This window comes from Xanthomonas sp. BRIP62418, assembly GCF_003993495.1.
Lineage (GTDB): Bacteria > Pseudomonadota > Gammaproteobacteria > Xanthomonadales > Xanthomonadaceae > Xanthomonas > Xanthomonas euroxanthea.
This window is the reverse complement of the sequence record NZ_QEZG01000039.1, coordinates 114,916-130,551: the sequence shown is the minus strand read 5'-3', so window position 1 is coordinate 130,551 and position 15,636 is coordinate 114,916. Positions and strand designations below refer to the sequence as shown.

Sequence of the window (15,636 nt, the reverse complement as noted above, 5' to 3'; positions counted from 1 at the left end):
AATGATCAATTCGCGGCGCCCCCTTTGCCGCCGATGTTGGCGGCATCGTGCAACTGCTGCTGGAAGTGGAGGAAGCCGAGTGCGTCACCGGATTGCGTAATGAACACGCTGGTCAGCAATGCGAGCAGCAGCAATGCCAGTACCCCACGGATCGGCTGGCTCAGGTTCGATGGTTCCAGCTTGTCGGCGGCGCGGGCCACAAAGCCGATGGCCAGATCCACCAGCACCAGCACCAGCATCACCGGCGCAGACAGCTTGACCATTGCGGTCATCATGTCGTCGGTCTGCTGGATGACGAAGGACTCGGCGACCGCTCCCATGTCCGGCGTGAGCTGGCTCAGCGGCCACCAGCGGAACGATTCGAACAGCGCACCGAGCAGCATCAGCATGCCGCCCAGCGCGTAGAAGGACACGATCGCCAGCTGCATCAACACCGTGGACACCGGCGTACTCTGCTCGCCGCTCAGCGGGTTGGTCATCTGGACGTTGTTGTAGCCGGACACATCGTCGATGAGCAGGCCCACGCTCTCGGCAACCCAGAACACCGTGGATGCGGCAAACCCGATCAGCAGGCCGATGAAGGCTTCCTTGAATACCAGGCCCACCAGGCCGGTCGCTTCGATCCTGGCCAGCGCATCGGCCGGCTGTCCGTAGGCGATGAAGGAACTGAGCACATAGATCACGCCGTTGCGCGCCATTCCCGAAAGGCTGTCCTGCGCCGTGGCCGGCAGCACGAAGAACATCACGAACACGCGCACTCCGCACAACGCCAGCAGGGTCAGCAGCGACACGCCCTGGGATGACAGCGCCAGCAGCGCGGTGGCGGTGTCGTTCATTGCCGCACTCCGCGCGCGGCACGATGCCGGCGCAGCCCGACCAACGCCTCGATCGCGTCTTCCTCCTCGGCCGCTTCGCGTTGGGCTTGCCAGGCACGCTGCGCGCTGGCGGCGTTTTCCGCATACATCTGCGCCTGCGCCTGCAGCTTGCTCACGGCCTGTTGCACCGCTGCGGCCTCGTCGCGTGCGTTCTGCAACGCCTGCGTCGCTGCGACCAGCGCCTGCTCTGCGGCGCGGCAGCGCTCTTCCAGCACGGCGCGGAAGCGCTGGTGCTGCAGGATCGCCTCGATGCCGATCGGCTCACCCGCGCCGGCCCTGTCGGCCAGCGTGGCATCGAACGCGGCCAGACGCGCGGTGCAGGCGCCGGCCTCCTGACTGCAACTGGCGCATTCGCGGTCGCACTGCGCCAGCGCACGCCTGCAGTCGCCCAGACGGTCCTGCATCCGTTCATGACGGCGCGTCTTCAGCTGCTGCAACGTGGTCCAGGTGCTGGCTCGCTCACGCATCGTCGATCACGCAGGCAAGCTGCTCCAGGGTGGTGTCATAGTCGCTGAGCTGATCGGTGGGCTGGCTGAGGAAGTCGCGAATGGCATCGATCCTGGCGATCGCCTCGTCGGCGACAGCGTCGCTGCCCTGGCGGTATTCGCCGACCTGCAGCAAGGTTTCCACTTCGTTGTACTTGGCCAGCAGACGCCGCAGCTGGCCGGCGTACTGGCGTTGCTCGGCAGACACGATCTGACTCATCACCCGGCTCAGGCTTCCCAGCACATCGATGGCCGGGTACTGGTTCTTGGCGGCGATCTCGCGCGACAGAATCAGATGGCCATCCAGGATGCCGCGCACTTCTTCGGCGATTGGATCGCTGCCGGTATCGTCCTCGGCCAGCACGGTGTAAAACGCGGTGATCGAGCCGGTCTCGCCCATGCCGGCACGTTCGAGCAGGCGGGGCAGCTCGGCGAACACCGATGGCGGAAATCCACGACGCGTGGGCGGCTCGCCGGCGGCCAGACCGATCTCGCGTTGCGCGCGGGCAAAGCGCGTCAGCGAGTCCATCATCAGCAGAACGCGCATGCCCTGATCGCGAAAATACTCGGCGATGGCGGTGCCGACATAGGCGGCCTTGGCGCGCTCGATGGAGGAGCGATCGGAGGTGGCGCACACCACCACGCTGCGCGCCAGACCATCCTGGCCAAGAGTCATCTCGATGAATTCACGCACTTCGCGTCCGCGTTCGCCGATCAGCACGATCACGTTGACATCGCACTGCGTGCCGCGCGCGAACATGCCCATCAAGGTGCTCTTGCCGACGCCTGCCGCGGCGAAAATGCCCATGCGCTGGCCTTCGCCCAGCGTCATCAGGCCATCGACGATGCGCACACCGGTCGGCATCGGTTGTTCGATCAGGCGCCGGCGCATCGGATCCGGCGCCTGCGCCTGGATCTGCACCCAGCCGTCGCCGGCGAGCGGCCCCTGGCCGTCGGCCGGCTCGCCCAGGCCATCGAGCACGCGTCCCAGCAACGCCGACCCGACCGGCACCGCCAATGGGTGGCCCGATCCGATCACGCGCGTCTCGCGCGACAAGCCCACCAGTTCGCCAAACGGCGCCAGCAAGGCGAGATTGCGGCTGAAGCCCACCACCTCGGCACGCTGCAGCAGCCTGCCGTCGCGCTGGCGCAACTCGCACACCTCGCCCAGGCTGACCTGCACCCCGGCGACCTTGAGCATGGTGCCGATCACCTCGACCACCTTGCCGTAGCGACGACCGAAGGCCAGCGCAGCCAGTTCGCGCTCGAGCGTTTCCTCCAGCAGCGGCATCTCAACCGTCATCTTGCACCGCCTGCGGCGCGGCCAGGACGCGGCGGATCACCCGCTGGATGCTGCGGAGCTGATCGTGCAGATCGGCCTCGAACACGCCGGTATCCCATTCGCACACACAGGCGCCCAGGGCCAGACCCGCATCACCGCACAGTTCCACCGGCATGGGCCAGCCTGCGGCCGCCGCGGCCGTATCGAAGGCGCGCCGCGCGTCGTCCAGCGCATCCGGATGCACGCTCACCCTTAAGGCCCTGGCCTCGTCCAGGGCGCCGTCCAGCGCCTGGGCGGCGCGTGCGTACAGCGCAGCGGGATCGTGACCGTGCAGGACCTGTGCGCAGGCATGCGCGACGATCCCGGCCAGACGCTCGCGTGCGCGCCGTGCGGCGTCCTCGGCCGCGAAGGCATGCCGCACGCCGCGCTCGTTCCACGTGTCGAGCTGACGGCGCAGGCCGGCGGCATAGCCCAGTCGTGCGCTGCGCTCGGCCTTGTCCCGGGCATCGTTGAGGATCGCCTCGGCCTGCTGCCGGGCGTCGTCGATCAGCGCCTGCGCACGCGTCTGGGCGTCCGCCAGCGTCTGCGCGCACCGCGCGTGCACCTGTGCAGCCGCGGCGTCCAGTGCCAGCACACGGGCCAATGCCTCACGGGGGATGACGTCGCCGTCCAGGCCGACCGCCTCCGGCGTGGACCTCAGCCACAGGCGCATGGCAGCTCCGGCAACAAGGTGGGAAGCGCCTGCAGGAATGCATCGCTCGCGCCATCTGCAGCGATGGGCGCCACCTGGGCAGCGCCCAGCGGCAAGGACAGCGCGATCACCTTGGCGATGCACGGGTCGGGCCAGGCCCCATCGGCCGCCAACCGACGCCAGCCATCGCCGACCCATGCCGCCTGGTCGGCATCGCGCGGCAACAGTGGCGCTGTCATGCCGGTGACCGCGCGATGGCGCACATGCTCAAGTACCGCCGGCCCCACCCGCTGCTCGAACCAGCTCAGGCGCTCGCGCTCGATGCAGCGGCGCAGCGCCAGTGCGCGCGAAAACAACGCGCGGCTCATCAATACCTTGACGAGCAGGTCGGGCGCCAGCACCACCAGCCGGTTGGCCGGGGAATCCAGCGCAGAGACCTGCATGCGCCAGCATCCCGACCAGGCCTGGATCACGCGCACACGGCGCTGCGCAGGCGCGCGTTCCCAGCCCAACGCAGCGACCGGACCCAGCCAGTGCGCCACCCGCTCTGCCTCCAGCGATTGCGCCAGGGCGGACACCACCGCCGTCCATCGTTGAAGCCACCGTGCCGCGTTGTCGATGCGTGCCCTGTCCATCGGCCGGCCTCACCCAGCAGGTTTTCTGGACAACGCGCGCAGGCGCTGCCAGCCGCCCCAGCGGCGTGCATCGGCGCTCGGCCACCAGTACAGCGCTGCTGCACCGACCGCCACGCACAGCGCCAGCGCGCATCCGGCCAGCCATGGCCACGCCCAGGCACGTGGAGGCGCCGATGCGGAGAGCTGCGCATCGCTTTCCGCCCCGCCTGGCACCAGCGTGACGCTGACGTTCTCGTAGGTCAGTCCTTCCACGCTGTGCATCACCAGCGTCTTGATGCTGGGCACCAGGCTGGTCAGATCGCTACCGACGCGAAACTTGATGAACACCGCGGCGCTGGAGGGTTTGACCGAGGTGGACAGCGGGTCGTTGTTGGGAAGCACGATCTCCACATCGGCCGCGATCACGCCATCGATATTCGACAGGGTCTGCGACAGCTGCTGCGACACGCCGTAGATGAAGCGCACGCGTTCTTCGGTGGGTGTGGAAATCAGGCCGTCCTTCTTGAACATCTCGCCGAGATTGGCGTGCCGCGCGTGCGGCATGCCATGCGCGCGCAGCACCTGCAACGCGTACGCCACCTGGTCATGCGGCGCGTTGATCGCCCAGGTCTTGCCGTCGTCGGGCGTGCGCTTTTCCGCATCCACATCGGCGGTCAGCAGCACGGCGAGCATCTCGTTGGCGTCGTTCTCGGTCAGCCCGGAATACAGCTGCTGGTCGCAGCCAGACAGCAGCAGTGCCAGCAGCAACACCACCAGATATCTGAGCATTCGCATGCTATTGGTTCTTGAACAAAGTTTGCACGGCGTTCTTGCCCGACTGCGCCACGCCGACGCTGACATTGAGGTTGAAGCCGACCATGGTCAGCTCGTGCATCAGCTTCATTTGTTGCGAGGCCATTTCCTGCAGGCCCATGGTCGGCGCCTGCATGCTGAAGGCATCGATATGCTCGGCGATGGTGCGCACGCCATCGTTCTGCACGTCGACCATCCGGCTCACCATGCTGGGCTCTCCCACGCGCTGCATGGCAGGCGGCAGCGGGCTGGAGGATTGCATCAGCGCCTGGAAGCGGTTGACGAGCGCCTGGTTCGGCGCTGCCGTCGGCGATATCGCGGGCGTGGACAGGCCGGAACTGGCAGTGATCGGGGCAGGAGGAATGAGCGTCATGGCATGTTCCGCAGGCTGGGTAACGTCCGGGTCAGGCGCGCAGATACTGCGCGTTGGGAACTTCCATCGGCGCGGCGGATTCGGTTGCCGATTCCGCCTGCATGGGTGCCGGCGTGTAGCGTCCTGACAGCGCCTTGACCAGGCCAACGGCGTCGGCATCGGCGTCCTCTTCGATCAGGCTGTCTGCAATGCCGTGCCACGAAGCGTCGCCCACCGCAAACAGGCAGCACGCGTACAAGGCCTTGCATAGTGGCTTGGAGCCGGCATCGGCCTCCAGCTCACGCAACAGGCGCGCACCCTCCAGATAACTGCCGCGCTTGATCGCGATCCAGGCATCGAAGGTGTCCAGCGCCTTCAGCTCCGGCCGCAGCACCCGCACCGCGGCCAGTACCGCTGCGGCCTCTTCGAGTTTCTCGTGCGTCAGCCCCACCGTGATCAGTTCGATCAGCCCACTCACGACCGAACCGGGACATTCCATCTTTTCCATACCGCACCTCGTCATTCAATGGCTGTGGACAGCATGCGTGCGTAACGTACGCGTCGGCGCCAACCAAGGCTCTTCAGAAGCGAACATCGGAATACCATCGCGAACAAACACAGCGTGCTTCGTCCACCCATGCACACGTTCGCCCTGGAAGCCGATCGCCTGGCGATGGCTCAACCAGAATCGGCGTGCAGCAACCGCGGCCGGAGATCGCCATGTCGGATGAGAAGACCGAGAAGCCGACAGAAAAAAAACTGCAGGATGCGCGCAGGGATGGGGAAGTGCCGGTCAGCCCGGACGTCACTGCCGCAGCCGTGCTGCTGGCCGCGTTGTTGGTGATGAAACTGGCGGGCGGTTATTTCGTCGAACACCTGCGCGCCTTGATGTCGATCGGCTTCGATTTCAGCGCCAATACACGCGATGCCACCGCGTTGCACCGCGCACTCGGTCGCATCGGCGTCCAGGGAGTGTGGCTGACGCTGCCCTTCGTGGTCGCATGCCTGGCTGCCGGATTGATCGGCAGCTTTCTGCAGACCGGGCTCAATGCCTCGCTCAAACCGGTCACGCCCAAGTTCGATTCGCTCAATCCCGTGAACGGCGTCAAAAAACTCTTTTCGTTGCGAAGTCTCATCAACCTGATGAAATTGGGCATCAAGGCCGCGGTGATCGGCGTGGTGCTGTGGTACGGCCTGCGCGCACTGATGCCGACGATCATCGGGCTCGCCTACCAGCCAACGGCCGACATCGCCCAGATCGGCTGGCGTGCGCTGGGCATCCTGTGCGCCCTGGCGGTGCTGGTATTCGTGCTGGTCGGCGCGGCGGACTGGAGCGTGCAGCACTGGCTGTTCATTCGCGACAAACGCATGAGCAAGGACGAGCAGAAACGCGAACACAAGGACAGCGAAGGCGATCCGGAACTAAAGGGAAAGCGCAAGGAATTTGCCAAGGAACTGGTCTTCGGCGACCCGCGCGAGCGCCTCGCCAAGGCCAAGGTGATGGTGGTCAACCCGACCCATTACGCCGTCGCGCTGGCCTACGAACCGGACGGCTTCGGTCTGCCGCAAGTGGTGGCCAAGGGTGTGGACGACGGTGCGCTGGAACTGCGTGCCTACGCGCACAACCAGGGCATTCCGATCGTGGCGAACCCGCCATTGGCGCGTGCGCTGCATCAGGTCGAACTGGGCGGGGCGGTTCCCGAATCACTGTTCGAAACGGTGGCGGTGGTGCTGCGCTGGGTCGACGAGCTGGGCCGCGACAACGATGACGGCAGCGGCCCGCTGCCCTGCTAGGAGATCGCATGCGCCTGACACGGTATTTCGCATACACCGGTGAAGTGGCGATCGCCGCCTTGGTGGTGGCGGTCATCGGCTTGATGATCCTGCCGCTGCCCACCCCGCTCATCGACACGCTGCTGGGCATCAACATCACCCTGAGCGTGGTGTTGCTGATGGTCACGATGTATGTACCCGACTCGATCTCGCTGTCGTCGTTTCCCTCGTTGCTGCTGTTCACCACGCTGCTGCGGCTGTCGTTGAACATCGCGTCGACAAAATCGATCCTGCTGCATGCCGAGGCCGGCCACATCATCGAGAGCTTTGGCGAGCTGGTGGTGGGCGGCAACCTGGTGGTGGGCCTGGTGGTGTTCCTGATCATCACCACGGTGCAGTTCATCGTGATCGCCAAGGGTTCCGAGCGCGTGGCGGAGGTCGGTGCGCGCTTCACCCTGGACGCGATGCCCGGCAAGCAGATGAGCATCGATGCCGACCTGCGCGGCGGCAACCTGAGCGCAGACGAAGCACGCAGCAAACGCGCGCGGCTGGCGATCGAGAGTCAGCTGCACGGTGGCATGGATGGCGCCATGAAATTCGTCAAGGGCGACGCCATCGCCGGCCTGGTGATCACCATGGTGAACATCCTGGCCGGCATCGTGGTGGGCGTGACCTATCACGGCATGAGCGCAGGCGAGGCGGCCAACCGCTTTGCAATCCTGTCGGTGGGCGATGCGATGGTCTCGCAGATCGCCTCGCTGCTGATCTCGGTGGCAGCCGGCGTCATGATCACCCGCGTGGCCAACGAGAACGAGGCCAAGACCAGCTCGCTCGGGCTCGAGATCGGACGCCAGCTCACCGGCAATGCGCGCGCCTTGATGGCGGCGAGCGTGCTGCTGGCCTGCTTTGCGTTCGTTCCGGGATTTCCTGCGGTGCTGTTCCTGCTGCTGGCGGCGGCAGTTGGCGCAGGCGGCTATACGATCTGGCGCAAGCAACGCGATGTCAGCGGCAGCGATCAGCCCACGCTGCCATCCACCAGCCGTAAGGGGGCCAAGGGCGATGCACCGCACATCCGCAAGAGCGCGCCGGATTTCGCCTCGCCCCTGTCGATGCGGCTGTCGCCGCAACTGGCTGCGCGGCTCGACCCGGCACTGCTGGACCAGGCGATCGAGAGCGAACGCCGGCAGTTGGTGGAACTGCTGGGCCTGCCGTTTCCGGGCATTGCGATCTGGCAAAGCGACGCCCTGCAGGACCTGCAGTACGAAGTACTGATCCACGACGTCCCGGAAACCCGCAGTGCCTTGAGCGATACCGCAGACCTGCAGAAGGCGCTGGCCCAACAGGCGATCGCGCCGCTGCGTGCACGCGCGCATCTGTTCGTCGGCATCCAGGAAACACAGTGGATGCTGGAACAGGTGAGCGCGGACTATCCCGGGCTGGTTGCAGAGGTCAACAAGGCCATGCCCGCCCAGCGCATCGCCGATGTGTTGCGGCGGCTGCTGGAAGAACGCATCCCGGTGCGCAACATCAAGAGCATCCTGGAGAGCCTGGTGGTGTGGGGACCGAAGGAAAAGGACCTGCTGATGCTGACCGAGTATGTGCGCTGCGATCTCGGCCGCTATCTTGCGCACACTGCGACCGCAGGCACCGGGCAGCTGCCTGCGGTGATGCTCGACCACGCGGTGGAACAGTTGATCCGGCAGTCGATTCGCGCCACACCGGCAGGCAATTTCCTGGCCCTGCCACCGGAGCAGGCCAACCAGCTGGTCGAGCAGGTGGAGCGCATCGTCGCAGATCAGGCACAGCATCCACTGGCGGTGGTCGCATCGATGGACGTGCGGCGTTATGTGCGCCGCATGATCGAGGCGCGCCTGAACTGGCTGGAGGTCTATTCGTTCCAGGAACTGGGCGCAGAGGTGCAGCTGCAGCCGATCGGCAGAGTGGTGGCCTGATGCGCAAGCCACCGGTCCGCCACGTGCGCATCCTGCCGATCGCCGGTGCACCGTTGCCGCCGCACGCAGCGCCCACACCGGCGCGTGCGACGCAGCGTGTCAGCTTCATGCAACTGCGCCGACGCCTGAGCAGCGTGCTGCGCGGATTGCCGGACATGGTGGTGCCGGAGGATGGCGACGACGCTCCGCCGCTGCCAGACGCTGCGGATGCTGCCAGCGACGGTCACGACGCTGCGCCGCTGCCAGGCGCGCCCCCCTGCCTGGATGACGGCAATCGTGGACAGATCGCCCGAGGCGACGACAGCGACGCCTTGGGTCGGCAGATCGCCGCCGAGTGGATCCGCACCCAACGCGCGCAGATGGCCATCCACCACATCGCGCTGCGGGTGGCCGAATTCTGCAATGCCACGCCGGTGCGCGGCGCAGGGATCTGGGAGGCGTGGCTGGAGATCAACCACGACATCCTGCCGCAGACCACGCTGTTCTTGCGGCTTTCGCCAGACCAGCTATCGCTTCGCTTCGACAGCGGCTCGCCCGAGACGCGCGAGGTACTTTGCAATGGAAGAAAGCGTCTGGATACCGCATTGAAGGCCGCGCTCAGCGACACGCTGCAGATCAGCATCGAGGTCGTCTAGCGCCGCACATGCAGAACAGCCATATCGAGGGACCCCGCTTTGTCAACCGAGCCGAGCCCGACGCCAACGGCACGCGACTTGTCGCAAGCGCTGACCCACGTGCCTGCTGCGCGCGCGCAGCTCGGCAGAATCCTGTGCGACCCGCGTACCACACGCCGCTGCGGCTTTGCCGCGCAACGCCGCGGCATCCGGGCCGCGGAAGCGGCGCGCCTGCAGCTGCAGTTCGATAGCGGCACCCTGGAGTTGCGGATCGCCGCACGCGACGGCCTGGCGCTGCTGTTGAACGAAGCCGATGCCGCTCTGCGCACCGCGACCGCCGGTGTACTGTTGAGCGATGCGCTGCGCGCCTTCGCACCGCTTGGACTGGGCGCTGCCGAGGTCGTCGCCTTCGAGCGCTGCGCGGACGCGGCCAATTGCCTCGACATCGGCATCGCCCTGGGCGACATCGACGCGATCGCGGAGACCGCCAGCCCATTGCTGCTTGCCGCGCTGCACACCGCGACCGCTGCGCTGGCGACACCATCGCCACTGCCGGCCTGGCTGAGCGCACTGCGGCTGAGCACGCGCCTGCGCATTGGCCAGCGCACGGCGGCGGCGACGCTGCTGCAGTCGCTACGCCCGGGCGATGTGCTGCTGCACGCGCTTGGCCCGGCTCCGGTGCGCAGCGGCGAGTTGCTCTGGGGCATCCCCGGAGGTGCGGTGTTGCGCGCACCGGTGCACCTGAAGCCGCAACAGATGATTCTGGAGACCGCCCCCGCCATGCAGTACGATACGCCCGAGTCCGATCCCTCGCAGCCCACCACCGATGTGGCGGCACTAGAGCTGCCTGTCCAACTGGAAGTGGACCAACTTGCGCTCTCGCTGTCGGTGCTGTCGGGCCTGCAGCCCGGCCAGATCCTCGAACTGTCGGTGCCGGTGGACCAGGCCGACATCCGTCTTGTCGTCTATGGCCAGACCATCGGCATCGGCAGGCTGCTGGCGGTGGGCGAACATCTCGGCGTGCAGATCCTCAGCATGTCGGAGACTCCACATGCAGATGCCTGATGTCGGCTCGCTGCTGCTGGTGGTCATCATGCTGGGCTTGCTGCCCTTCGCAGCGATGGTGGTCACCTCCTACACCAAGATCGTGGTCGTGCTCGGCTTGCTGCGCAATGCCATCGGTGTGCAGCAGGTGCCGCCCAACATGGTGCTCAACGGTGTTGCGTTGCTGGTGTCGTGCTTTGTGATGGCGCCAGTAGGCATGGAGGCGTTCAAGGCCGCGCAGAACTACAGTCCCGGTGCCGACAACAGCCGCGTGGTGGTGCTGCTCGACGCCTGCCGCGAACCGTTTCGGCAGTTCCTGCTCAAGCACACGCGCGAGCGCGAAAAGGCTTTTTTCATGCGCTCGGCGCAGCAGATATGGCCCAAGGACAAGGCCGACACGCTCAAGCCGGACGATATGCTCGTGCTGGCGCCGGCGTTCACGCTCAGCGAGCTGACCGAGGCGTTCCGCATCGGATTCCTGCTGTATCTGGTCTTCATCGTGATCGATCTGGTGGTGGCCAATGCGTTGATGGCAATGGGTCTGTCGCAGGTGACGCCGACCAACGTGGCCATTCCGTTCAAATTGCTGCTGTTCGTGGCGCTGGATGGCTGGTCCATGCTGATCCACGGCCTGGTCTTGAGTTATCGGTGACGCCATGGACCATGACGATCTGGTGCGGTTCACCTCCGAAGCCTTGTTGCTGTGCCTCAAGGTGTCGTTGCCCGTGGTCGGCGTCGCCGCGCTTGCCGGCTTGCTGATTGCCTTCATCCAGGCAGTGATGTCATTGCAGGATGCGTCGATTTCGTTTGCGCTCAAGCTGGTGGTGGTGGTGGCAGCCATTGCGGTCACCGCGCCCTGGGGCGCCTCGGCGATCATGCAGTTCGGCCAGGCGCTGATGCAGGCGGCCTTCCCATGATCCGGCGCATTTCCCCAGGCGTTGTGCCGCCGTCGCTGCCGACCACGCCCGGCGCCCCGCATCACCATGCCGATGTGCCGGGAGCTGGCGCGCAGCCGCTGGCGGACACGCCGCATCATGCCCCCCGTCTGCGCCCCGCTCCGCCACGCAGGCGGCGACGTGGCATGCGGTCGCTGGATGGCATGGACGACGAGCTCGATGCCACCGACCAGGAAGATGCCGAAGCGGCGCGCGTGTCGGCGCTACGCGGCCGCGTCAGCATCGCAGTCGCTCAGCCCCAGGAGCAGGGACAACGTCAGGACGATCAGCATGGCGCCGGTGGTCGCGCACATGCCGGCGATCCGCACGCAGTGACGTGGCCAAGCGCCTCGCCGGTACACTGGGACGAGGATGTGCGTGCGGGTGTCCAGGCCGTCATCGATCGCTATGCGGCAACGCGCGCCGCCGACCAGACGGTCAGACAGCACGCCCTCACCGCCGCGTTCGTGGAGTTGCGTGACATCGGCATTGCCCATCCGGTCGCCGCATCGCTGACCACCATGGTCTGGATGTTGATGCGCGAGCACCTGCAATCGGCCCAGGCGAGCACCTTGCCCGAAAGCGTCGACACCCTGCGCAAACGCCTGGCGGAGATGGTGCGCGCGCAACCGGAGCCCACACCGGCGCTGCGCAGCTACAACCTGCTGCTGCCGCTGATGCTGATCAGCGCGGGAAAGCCGCGCAGACCCGCTGATTGTGCGCGTGGCATCACACGTTTGAACACGCTACTGATGGAACACCAAGACGGGGCCGCTCAGGGGATTCGTGCATGATCATGCAACTTCGCATACTGACGGGAATACACGCCGGCGCGCGATTAGATTTGCAGCCAGGCAGCTACACGTTAGGCGCCGATCCCCAGGCCGAGATCCGGATCGAAGACTGGCCTGATGGCCCGCTCATCATCGAGGTGGATGCAGATGGTCAAGCTCGTTATCGCAGCGACGCGTTGCCAACGACACCGTTTGTTGCGCTGCATCCAGTGCGTTTTGGTCCGTTGGTGCTGTGCGTCGGCGAGGCTGCAGCCGAGTGGCCGGACGATGTGGCGCTGCTGGAGCGGTTGCTGTCTCCAGCCGCGACGCCGGCAACACCCCCACCACGCAAGTCCAGGCGCACTGCGCTGCGCGCAGTGGTGGGCGCCATGTTAGCGCTGGCCGCCGCAGCGCTGCTGCCCTCCCTGCTACCGGCATTTCTCTCCGATGCCGCTCCCGCGCGCAGCCAGGACAACCAGCTCAACCAGGTCCGGTCCGTGCTGAAACGGCTGGGCTTGCGCGAAGCGCGCGTGGAACAGGTCGGTACGCGCGTGCGCGTCGAGGGTTTGGTGGCGAGCAGCGCGGATGCGGCACGCCTGCGCGTACAACTGCACCGGTACCAACATGCGGTCACGGTCGATGTGCTGGTGGTGGATGAGGTGCTGGCAACCCTGCGCGATACTTTGGCCGACCGCGATCTGAACGTTCGCTACGACGGTCAAGGCGTGTTCTCCATCGCCGGCAGCAGCGACAACGCGGAGCGTGCAATCCGAAGAATCGCCGATCTACGCAGCGATCTGGGCCCGGAGGTCCGCAAGCTGCATGTGGACATCACCCAGCAGGACCCGTCGGTAAAACCGCCCGCCAATTACGACGCCGCGCTGCTCGCCGACGGGTTGCATTACGTCGAGACCCCGGACGGCACCAAGCACCTGACTTCCCTGCCGCAGCACGCGGCGCCATGAGAACCGCACCATGTTCGATGCCATGACCCACACGGTCACCCAGGATATGAGCAAGATCTTGCAGACCAAGGCGGAGGATCTCTCCGGTGAGCGACTGCGCAACATCGATGCAGCGCTGCACACGACAGCGCAACAACTCCGTGTGCACTGGTCTGCAGCGAGCGATCAGGCTACGCGCAACAATTTCACCGTCTTGCACGACGGCATCAACGCCGCACGCGACATCGTCGCGCACATTGCCAGCATGCCTTGATCATCGAGTTCCTTGGCCACGTTGGTCAAGCAAAACGCGCCGACAGGCGCTCCACGTTACTTCATCTTTAGCTGAGGAGTATTTATATGTCGGATTTACAATCGATTGGGCCGCGATTGGGCCAGGGCGGGGATCTGTTTAAATCGGACTTTTCAAGCAGATACGACAACCATATGAGCAGCCAGACTTCAGACAATCAGATGGATAGTCTGATGGGTGGCATTGGCCATTCAGCCTCCGCACAGGAGCGCATGAACAACTACCTGACCGAGAAGAAGAACGAACTTGACTTCAACGTAGCGCTCAACAAATTCATCGGCAAGGCTGGCGACAACGCGAAGCAGCTGGTTGGCCAGTAATGGGCCCTGACATGACGCAGGGCCGATGCATGGCCCTGCGCATGTCGTACGACAGATGAGCAGCACCCGATTCGAAGCGATCGTCCAGCAGATGTGCGAAGCACTGGACCTGCCGGATGTGCAGACGGTGCTCAGCAAACGCGTGCTGTGGGTGGACGGGTTTGAAGTCTATCTGCACATGCCTGCAGCCCAGACCGACGATGAAGCACAGCAAGCGCCGGAAGAAGAAGCGCTGTATCTACGCATCTGCTACGGCCTTGCTCCTGCGGGACGCAGCTTGACGGTCTTCCGGCTATTGCTGGAAGCCAACCTCTCGGTGTACGCGCAGGACCAGGCGCAACTGGGATTGAACGATGCCGGCGTGATCGTGCTGATCGTGCGCGTTCCGCTGGACGACGACGTCGACGGCGCATGGATCTGCGATCTGCTCGCCCACTACGCCGAGCATGGCCGTTACTGGAACAACAATATCTTCATTGCACACGACGAAATGTTTGAAGGAATCGCGACGGGGAATTATCTGTGGCTACGCGCCTGAGGTGCTCGGCCGTGCATGCAAGCTGATGCCTGCAGCGAGGCAGGCACGACTCAGCAGCACGCTGATCGGAGCCTTGCGCATCCGCTGCGCTGGGTCACATCGCCACGCTGTCGCGCCGTCATTCCATCTCGCAGGATTTCTTACGCCATTCATCACTCGCAAGGACACTCGCCAATGAATCTCGCCATCCCCTCACACACCACTGCGAGCTTGCAGCCGTCCTCGTTCTCCCTGTCGCAGCAACAAGCCCTTACCGCGGTGATCATGAGCATGCTGGCGTACTGCATGCAACGCGTGCTTAGCGACATGCTGCAGTCACAGGATCAGCCATCCAGTGACGGTCAGTCACCGACCACCCCCAATCCGACGCCCTCGATGCCGCCATCGAACCCGCCGAGTTCCACCAACCCCGGCGGACAACACGGCAGCGGGACTGGCAATGGCAGCGGCGGCGATGGCAGCAACACCAACAAGGGCAACGGAAGCACCAGCGGAACAGGAGCCGGCAACGGCGCATCCCACAGCAACCCGGGTCAACCGGCAACGCCGCCTGGCACCGGCCAGCCGGTAACGCCCAGCCCCAACGGCACGCAAGCACCCCTGCCTCCCGGCAAGGTCGTCACCGCACCGCCCGGCGTACAGAACAAGCCCATCGTGGTGCATAAGGGCGAGGTGTTCGACGGCAAGAATCAGACCTATATCGGCGGCCCCTGCCTGGGCAAAGGCGATCAGGACGAGCACCAGCAACCGTTGTTCGTCGTCGAGGACGGCGGCTGCCTCTGCAACGTCAACATGACGGGCGGCGGCGACGGGGTGCATTTCATGGGCAGCGGCAAGATGGTCAACTGCGTCAACGAAGATGTCAGCGAGGATGCGGTCACCATCGATGGCCAGGGCAACCGCGAGCATGATGCGGGAATTGCAGGTTGTAGCGCTCAGGTCAGCGGCCGGCCGAAGGTCGAGATCATCAATTGCACGTTCAAGAATGCCACAGACAAGGTCGTGCAGGACAACGGTGCTGCCGACGTGGTGATGTCGGGTGACACCGTCGAGGGTGCCAGCAAGGTCTTCCGCACCAATGGTGGGCATGCCGATATCAATACGAGCCTTCAGGTGGAAAACTGCGAGTTCAATCAGGTCAAGGAAGCAGTGTTCCGCACCGACGCGCCAGGCGCGACGGTGGCGTTGGCAAACCTGAAGACCGATGCGCCCGACGAGGTGATTGCTCCCAACGCGTCCCAGGCCATCGGCGCGACACGCATCGGCCATAAGGCCTACAGCGGCTGATCACACCCTGCACCGTTGCTGTGCGTCGAGC

Annotated in this window: 20 protein-coding genes; 12 read left to right on the top strand and 8 right to left on the bottom strand. The window is 65.2% G+C overall.

From position 1 onward, the window contains the following. Positions 1 to 5 precede the first annotated feature (5 nt). The 8 genes from sctT to EO174_RS12780 are packed head-to-tail and all read right to left on the bottom strand — an operon-like array spanning position 6 to position 5,620. Positions 6 to 836 (bottom strand): type III secretion system export apparatus subunit SctT, encoded by an 831-nt coding sequence (sctT, locus tag EO174_RS12815; RefSeq protein WP_126944785.1) that lies wholly within the window; start codon positions 834 to 836, stop codon positions 6 to 8. Beyond that, positions 833 to 1,342 (bottom strand): type III secretion protein HrpB7, encoded by a 510-nt coding sequence (locus EO174_RS12810; protein ID WP_126944783.1) that lies wholly within the window; start codon positions 1,340 to 1,342, stop codon positions 833 to 835. The genes sctT and EO174_RS12810 overlap by 4 nt, the downstream gene beginning before the upstream one ends. After that, the gene (gene sctN, locus EO174_RS12805; protein ID WP_126944781.1) at positions 1,335 to 2,663 is read right to left on the bottom strand and encodes a type III secretion system ATPase SctN; all 1,329 of its coding nucleotides are present in this window, start codon (positions 2,661 to 2,663) and stop codon (positions 1,335 to 1,337) included. The genes EO174_RS12810 and sctN overlap by 8 nt, the downstream gene beginning before the upstream one ends. After that, positions 2,653 to 3,354, bottom strand: coding sequence for a type III secretion system stator protein SctL (sctL, locus tag EO174_RS12800; protein ID WP_126944779.1), 702 nt, complete (start codon positions 3,352 to 3,354; stop codon positions 2,653 to 2,655). The genes sctN and sctL overlap by 11 nt, the downstream gene beginning before the upstream one ends. Further along, positions 3,339 to 3,968, bottom strand: a complete 630-nt coding sequence (locus EO174_RS12795; protein ID WP_126944777.1) for a type III secretion protein HrpB4 — start codon at positions 3,966 to 3,968, stop codon at positions 3,339 to 3,341. Before EO174_RS12795 ends, sctL begins: the two co-directional genes overlap by 16 nt. A gap of 9 nt (positions 3,969 to 3,977) precedes the next feature. After that, the gene (sctJ, locus tag EO174_RS12790) at positions 3,978 to 4,742 is read right to left on the bottom strand and encodes a type III secretion inner membrane ring lipoprotein SctJ (protein WP_104583500.1); all 765 of its coding nucleotides are present in this window, start codon (positions 4,740 to 4,742) and stop codon (positions 3,978 to 3,980) included. Position 4,743: 1 nt separating this feature from the next. Next, entirely contained in the window at positions 4,744 to 5,133 is a 390-nt protein-coding gene (locus EO174_RS12785; RefSeq protein WP_126944775.1) for a type III secretion protein HrpB2, read from the bottom strand. Between the two features lie 31 nt (positions 5,134 to 5,164). Then, the gene (locus EO174_RS12780) at positions 5,165 to 5,620 is read right to left on the bottom strand and encodes an HrpB1 family type III secretion system apparatus protein (RefSeq protein ID WP_126944772.1); all 456 of its coding nucleotides are present in this window, start codon (positions 5,618 to 5,620) and stop codon (positions 5,165 to 5,167) included. Between the two features lie 212 nt (positions 5,621 to 5,832). On the opposite strand from EO174_RS12780, the gene sctU reads away from it, so the two are divergent. From sctU to EO174_RS12720, 12 genes are all read left to right on the top strand, one after another. Continuing rightward, a complete protein-coding gene (gene sctU / locus EO174_RS12775; protein WP_126944769.1) occupies positions 5,833 to 6,906 on the top strand; it encodes a type III secretion system export apparatus subunit SctU in 1,074 nt (357 codons plus the stop codon). Between the two features lie 8 nt (positions 6,907 to 6,914). After that, positions 6,915 to 8,837, top strand: a complete 1,923-nt coding sequence (locus EO174_RS12770; RefSeq protein WP_126944766.1) for an FHIPEP family type III secretion protein — start codon at positions 6,915 to 6,917, stop codon at positions 8,835 to 8,837. After that, a complete protein-coding gene (gene sctP, locus EO174_RS12765) occupies positions 8,837 to 9,472 on the top strand; it encodes a type III secretion system protein SctP (protein WP_164740190.1) in 636 nt (211 codons plus the stop codon). Before EO174_RS12770 ends, sctP begins: the two co-directional genes overlap by 1 nt. Positions 9,473 to 9,562: 90 nt before the next feature. Beyond that, on the top strand, positions 9,563 to 10,516 hold the full coding sequence (gene sctQ, locus EO174_RS12760; RefSeq protein ID WP_164740193.1) for a type III secretion system cytoplasmic ring protein SctQ: 954 nt from the start codon (positions 9,563 to 9,565) through the stop codon (positions 10,514 to 10,516). Further along, entirely contained in the window at positions 10,503 to 11,147 is a 645-nt protein-coding gene (gene sctR, locus EO174_RS12755; protein ID WP_126944763.1) for a type III secretion system export apparatus subunit SctR, read from the top strand. Before sctQ ends, sctR begins: the two co-directional genes overlap by 14 nt. A gap of 4 nt (positions 11,148 to 11,151) precedes the next feature. Beyond that, complete coding sequence (gene sctS, locus EO174_RS12750; protein WP_002802878.1) at positions 11,152 to 11,412, top strand: type III secretion system export apparatus subunit SctS; 261 nt, start codon at positions 11,152 to 11,154, stop codon at positions 11,410 to 11,412. Then, positions 11,409 to 12,224: a 4-hydroxyphenylacetate catabolism regulator HpaA gene (locus EO174_RS12745; RefSeq protein ID WP_126944760.1), complete on the top strand. Its 816-nt coding sequence runs from the start codon at positions 11,409 to 11,411 to the stop codon at positions 12,222 to 12,224. Before sctS ends, EO174_RS12745 begins: the two co-directional genes overlap by 4 nt. Continuing rightward, complete coding sequence (gene hrpD5, locus EO174_RS12740; RefSeq protein WP_126944757.1) at positions 12,221 to 13,168, top strand: HrpD5 family protein; 948 nt, start codon at positions 12,221 to 12,223, stop codon at positions 13,166 to 13,168. The genes EO174_RS12745 and hrpD5 overlap by 4 nt, the downstream gene beginning before the upstream one ends. 10 nt (positions 13,169 to 13,178) lie before the next feature. After that, complete coding sequence (gene hrpD6 / locus EO174_RS12735; RefSeq protein WP_126944754.1) at positions 13,179 to 13,421, top strand: HrpD6 family protein; 243 nt, start codon at positions 13,179 to 13,181, stop codon at positions 13,419 to 13,421. A gap of 86 nt (positions 13,422 to 13,507) precedes the next feature. Continuing rightward, complete coding sequence (hrpE, locus tag EO174_RS12730; RefSeq protein ID WP_104583492.1) at positions 13,508 to 13,780, top strand: HrpE family protein; 273 nt, start codon at positions 13,508 to 13,510, stop codon at positions 13,778 to 13,780. A gap of 55 nt (positions 13,781 to 13,835) precedes the next feature. Beyond that, the gene (locus tag EO174_RS12725) at positions 13,836 to 14,318 is read left to right on the top strand and encodes a CesT family type III secretion system chaperone (protein ID WP_126944838.1); all 483 of its coding nucleotides are present in this window, start codon (positions 13,836 to 13,838) and stop codon (positions 14,316 to 14,318) included. Between the two features lie 174 nt (positions 14,319 to 14,492). After that, positions 14,493 to 15,605: a pectate lyase gene (locus tag EO174_RS12720; RefSeq protein ID WP_164740189.1), complete on the top strand. Its 1,113-nt coding sequence runs from the start codon at positions 14,493 to 14,495 to the stop codon at positions 15,603 to 15,605. Positions 15,606 to 15,636: the final 31 nt, after the last annotated feature.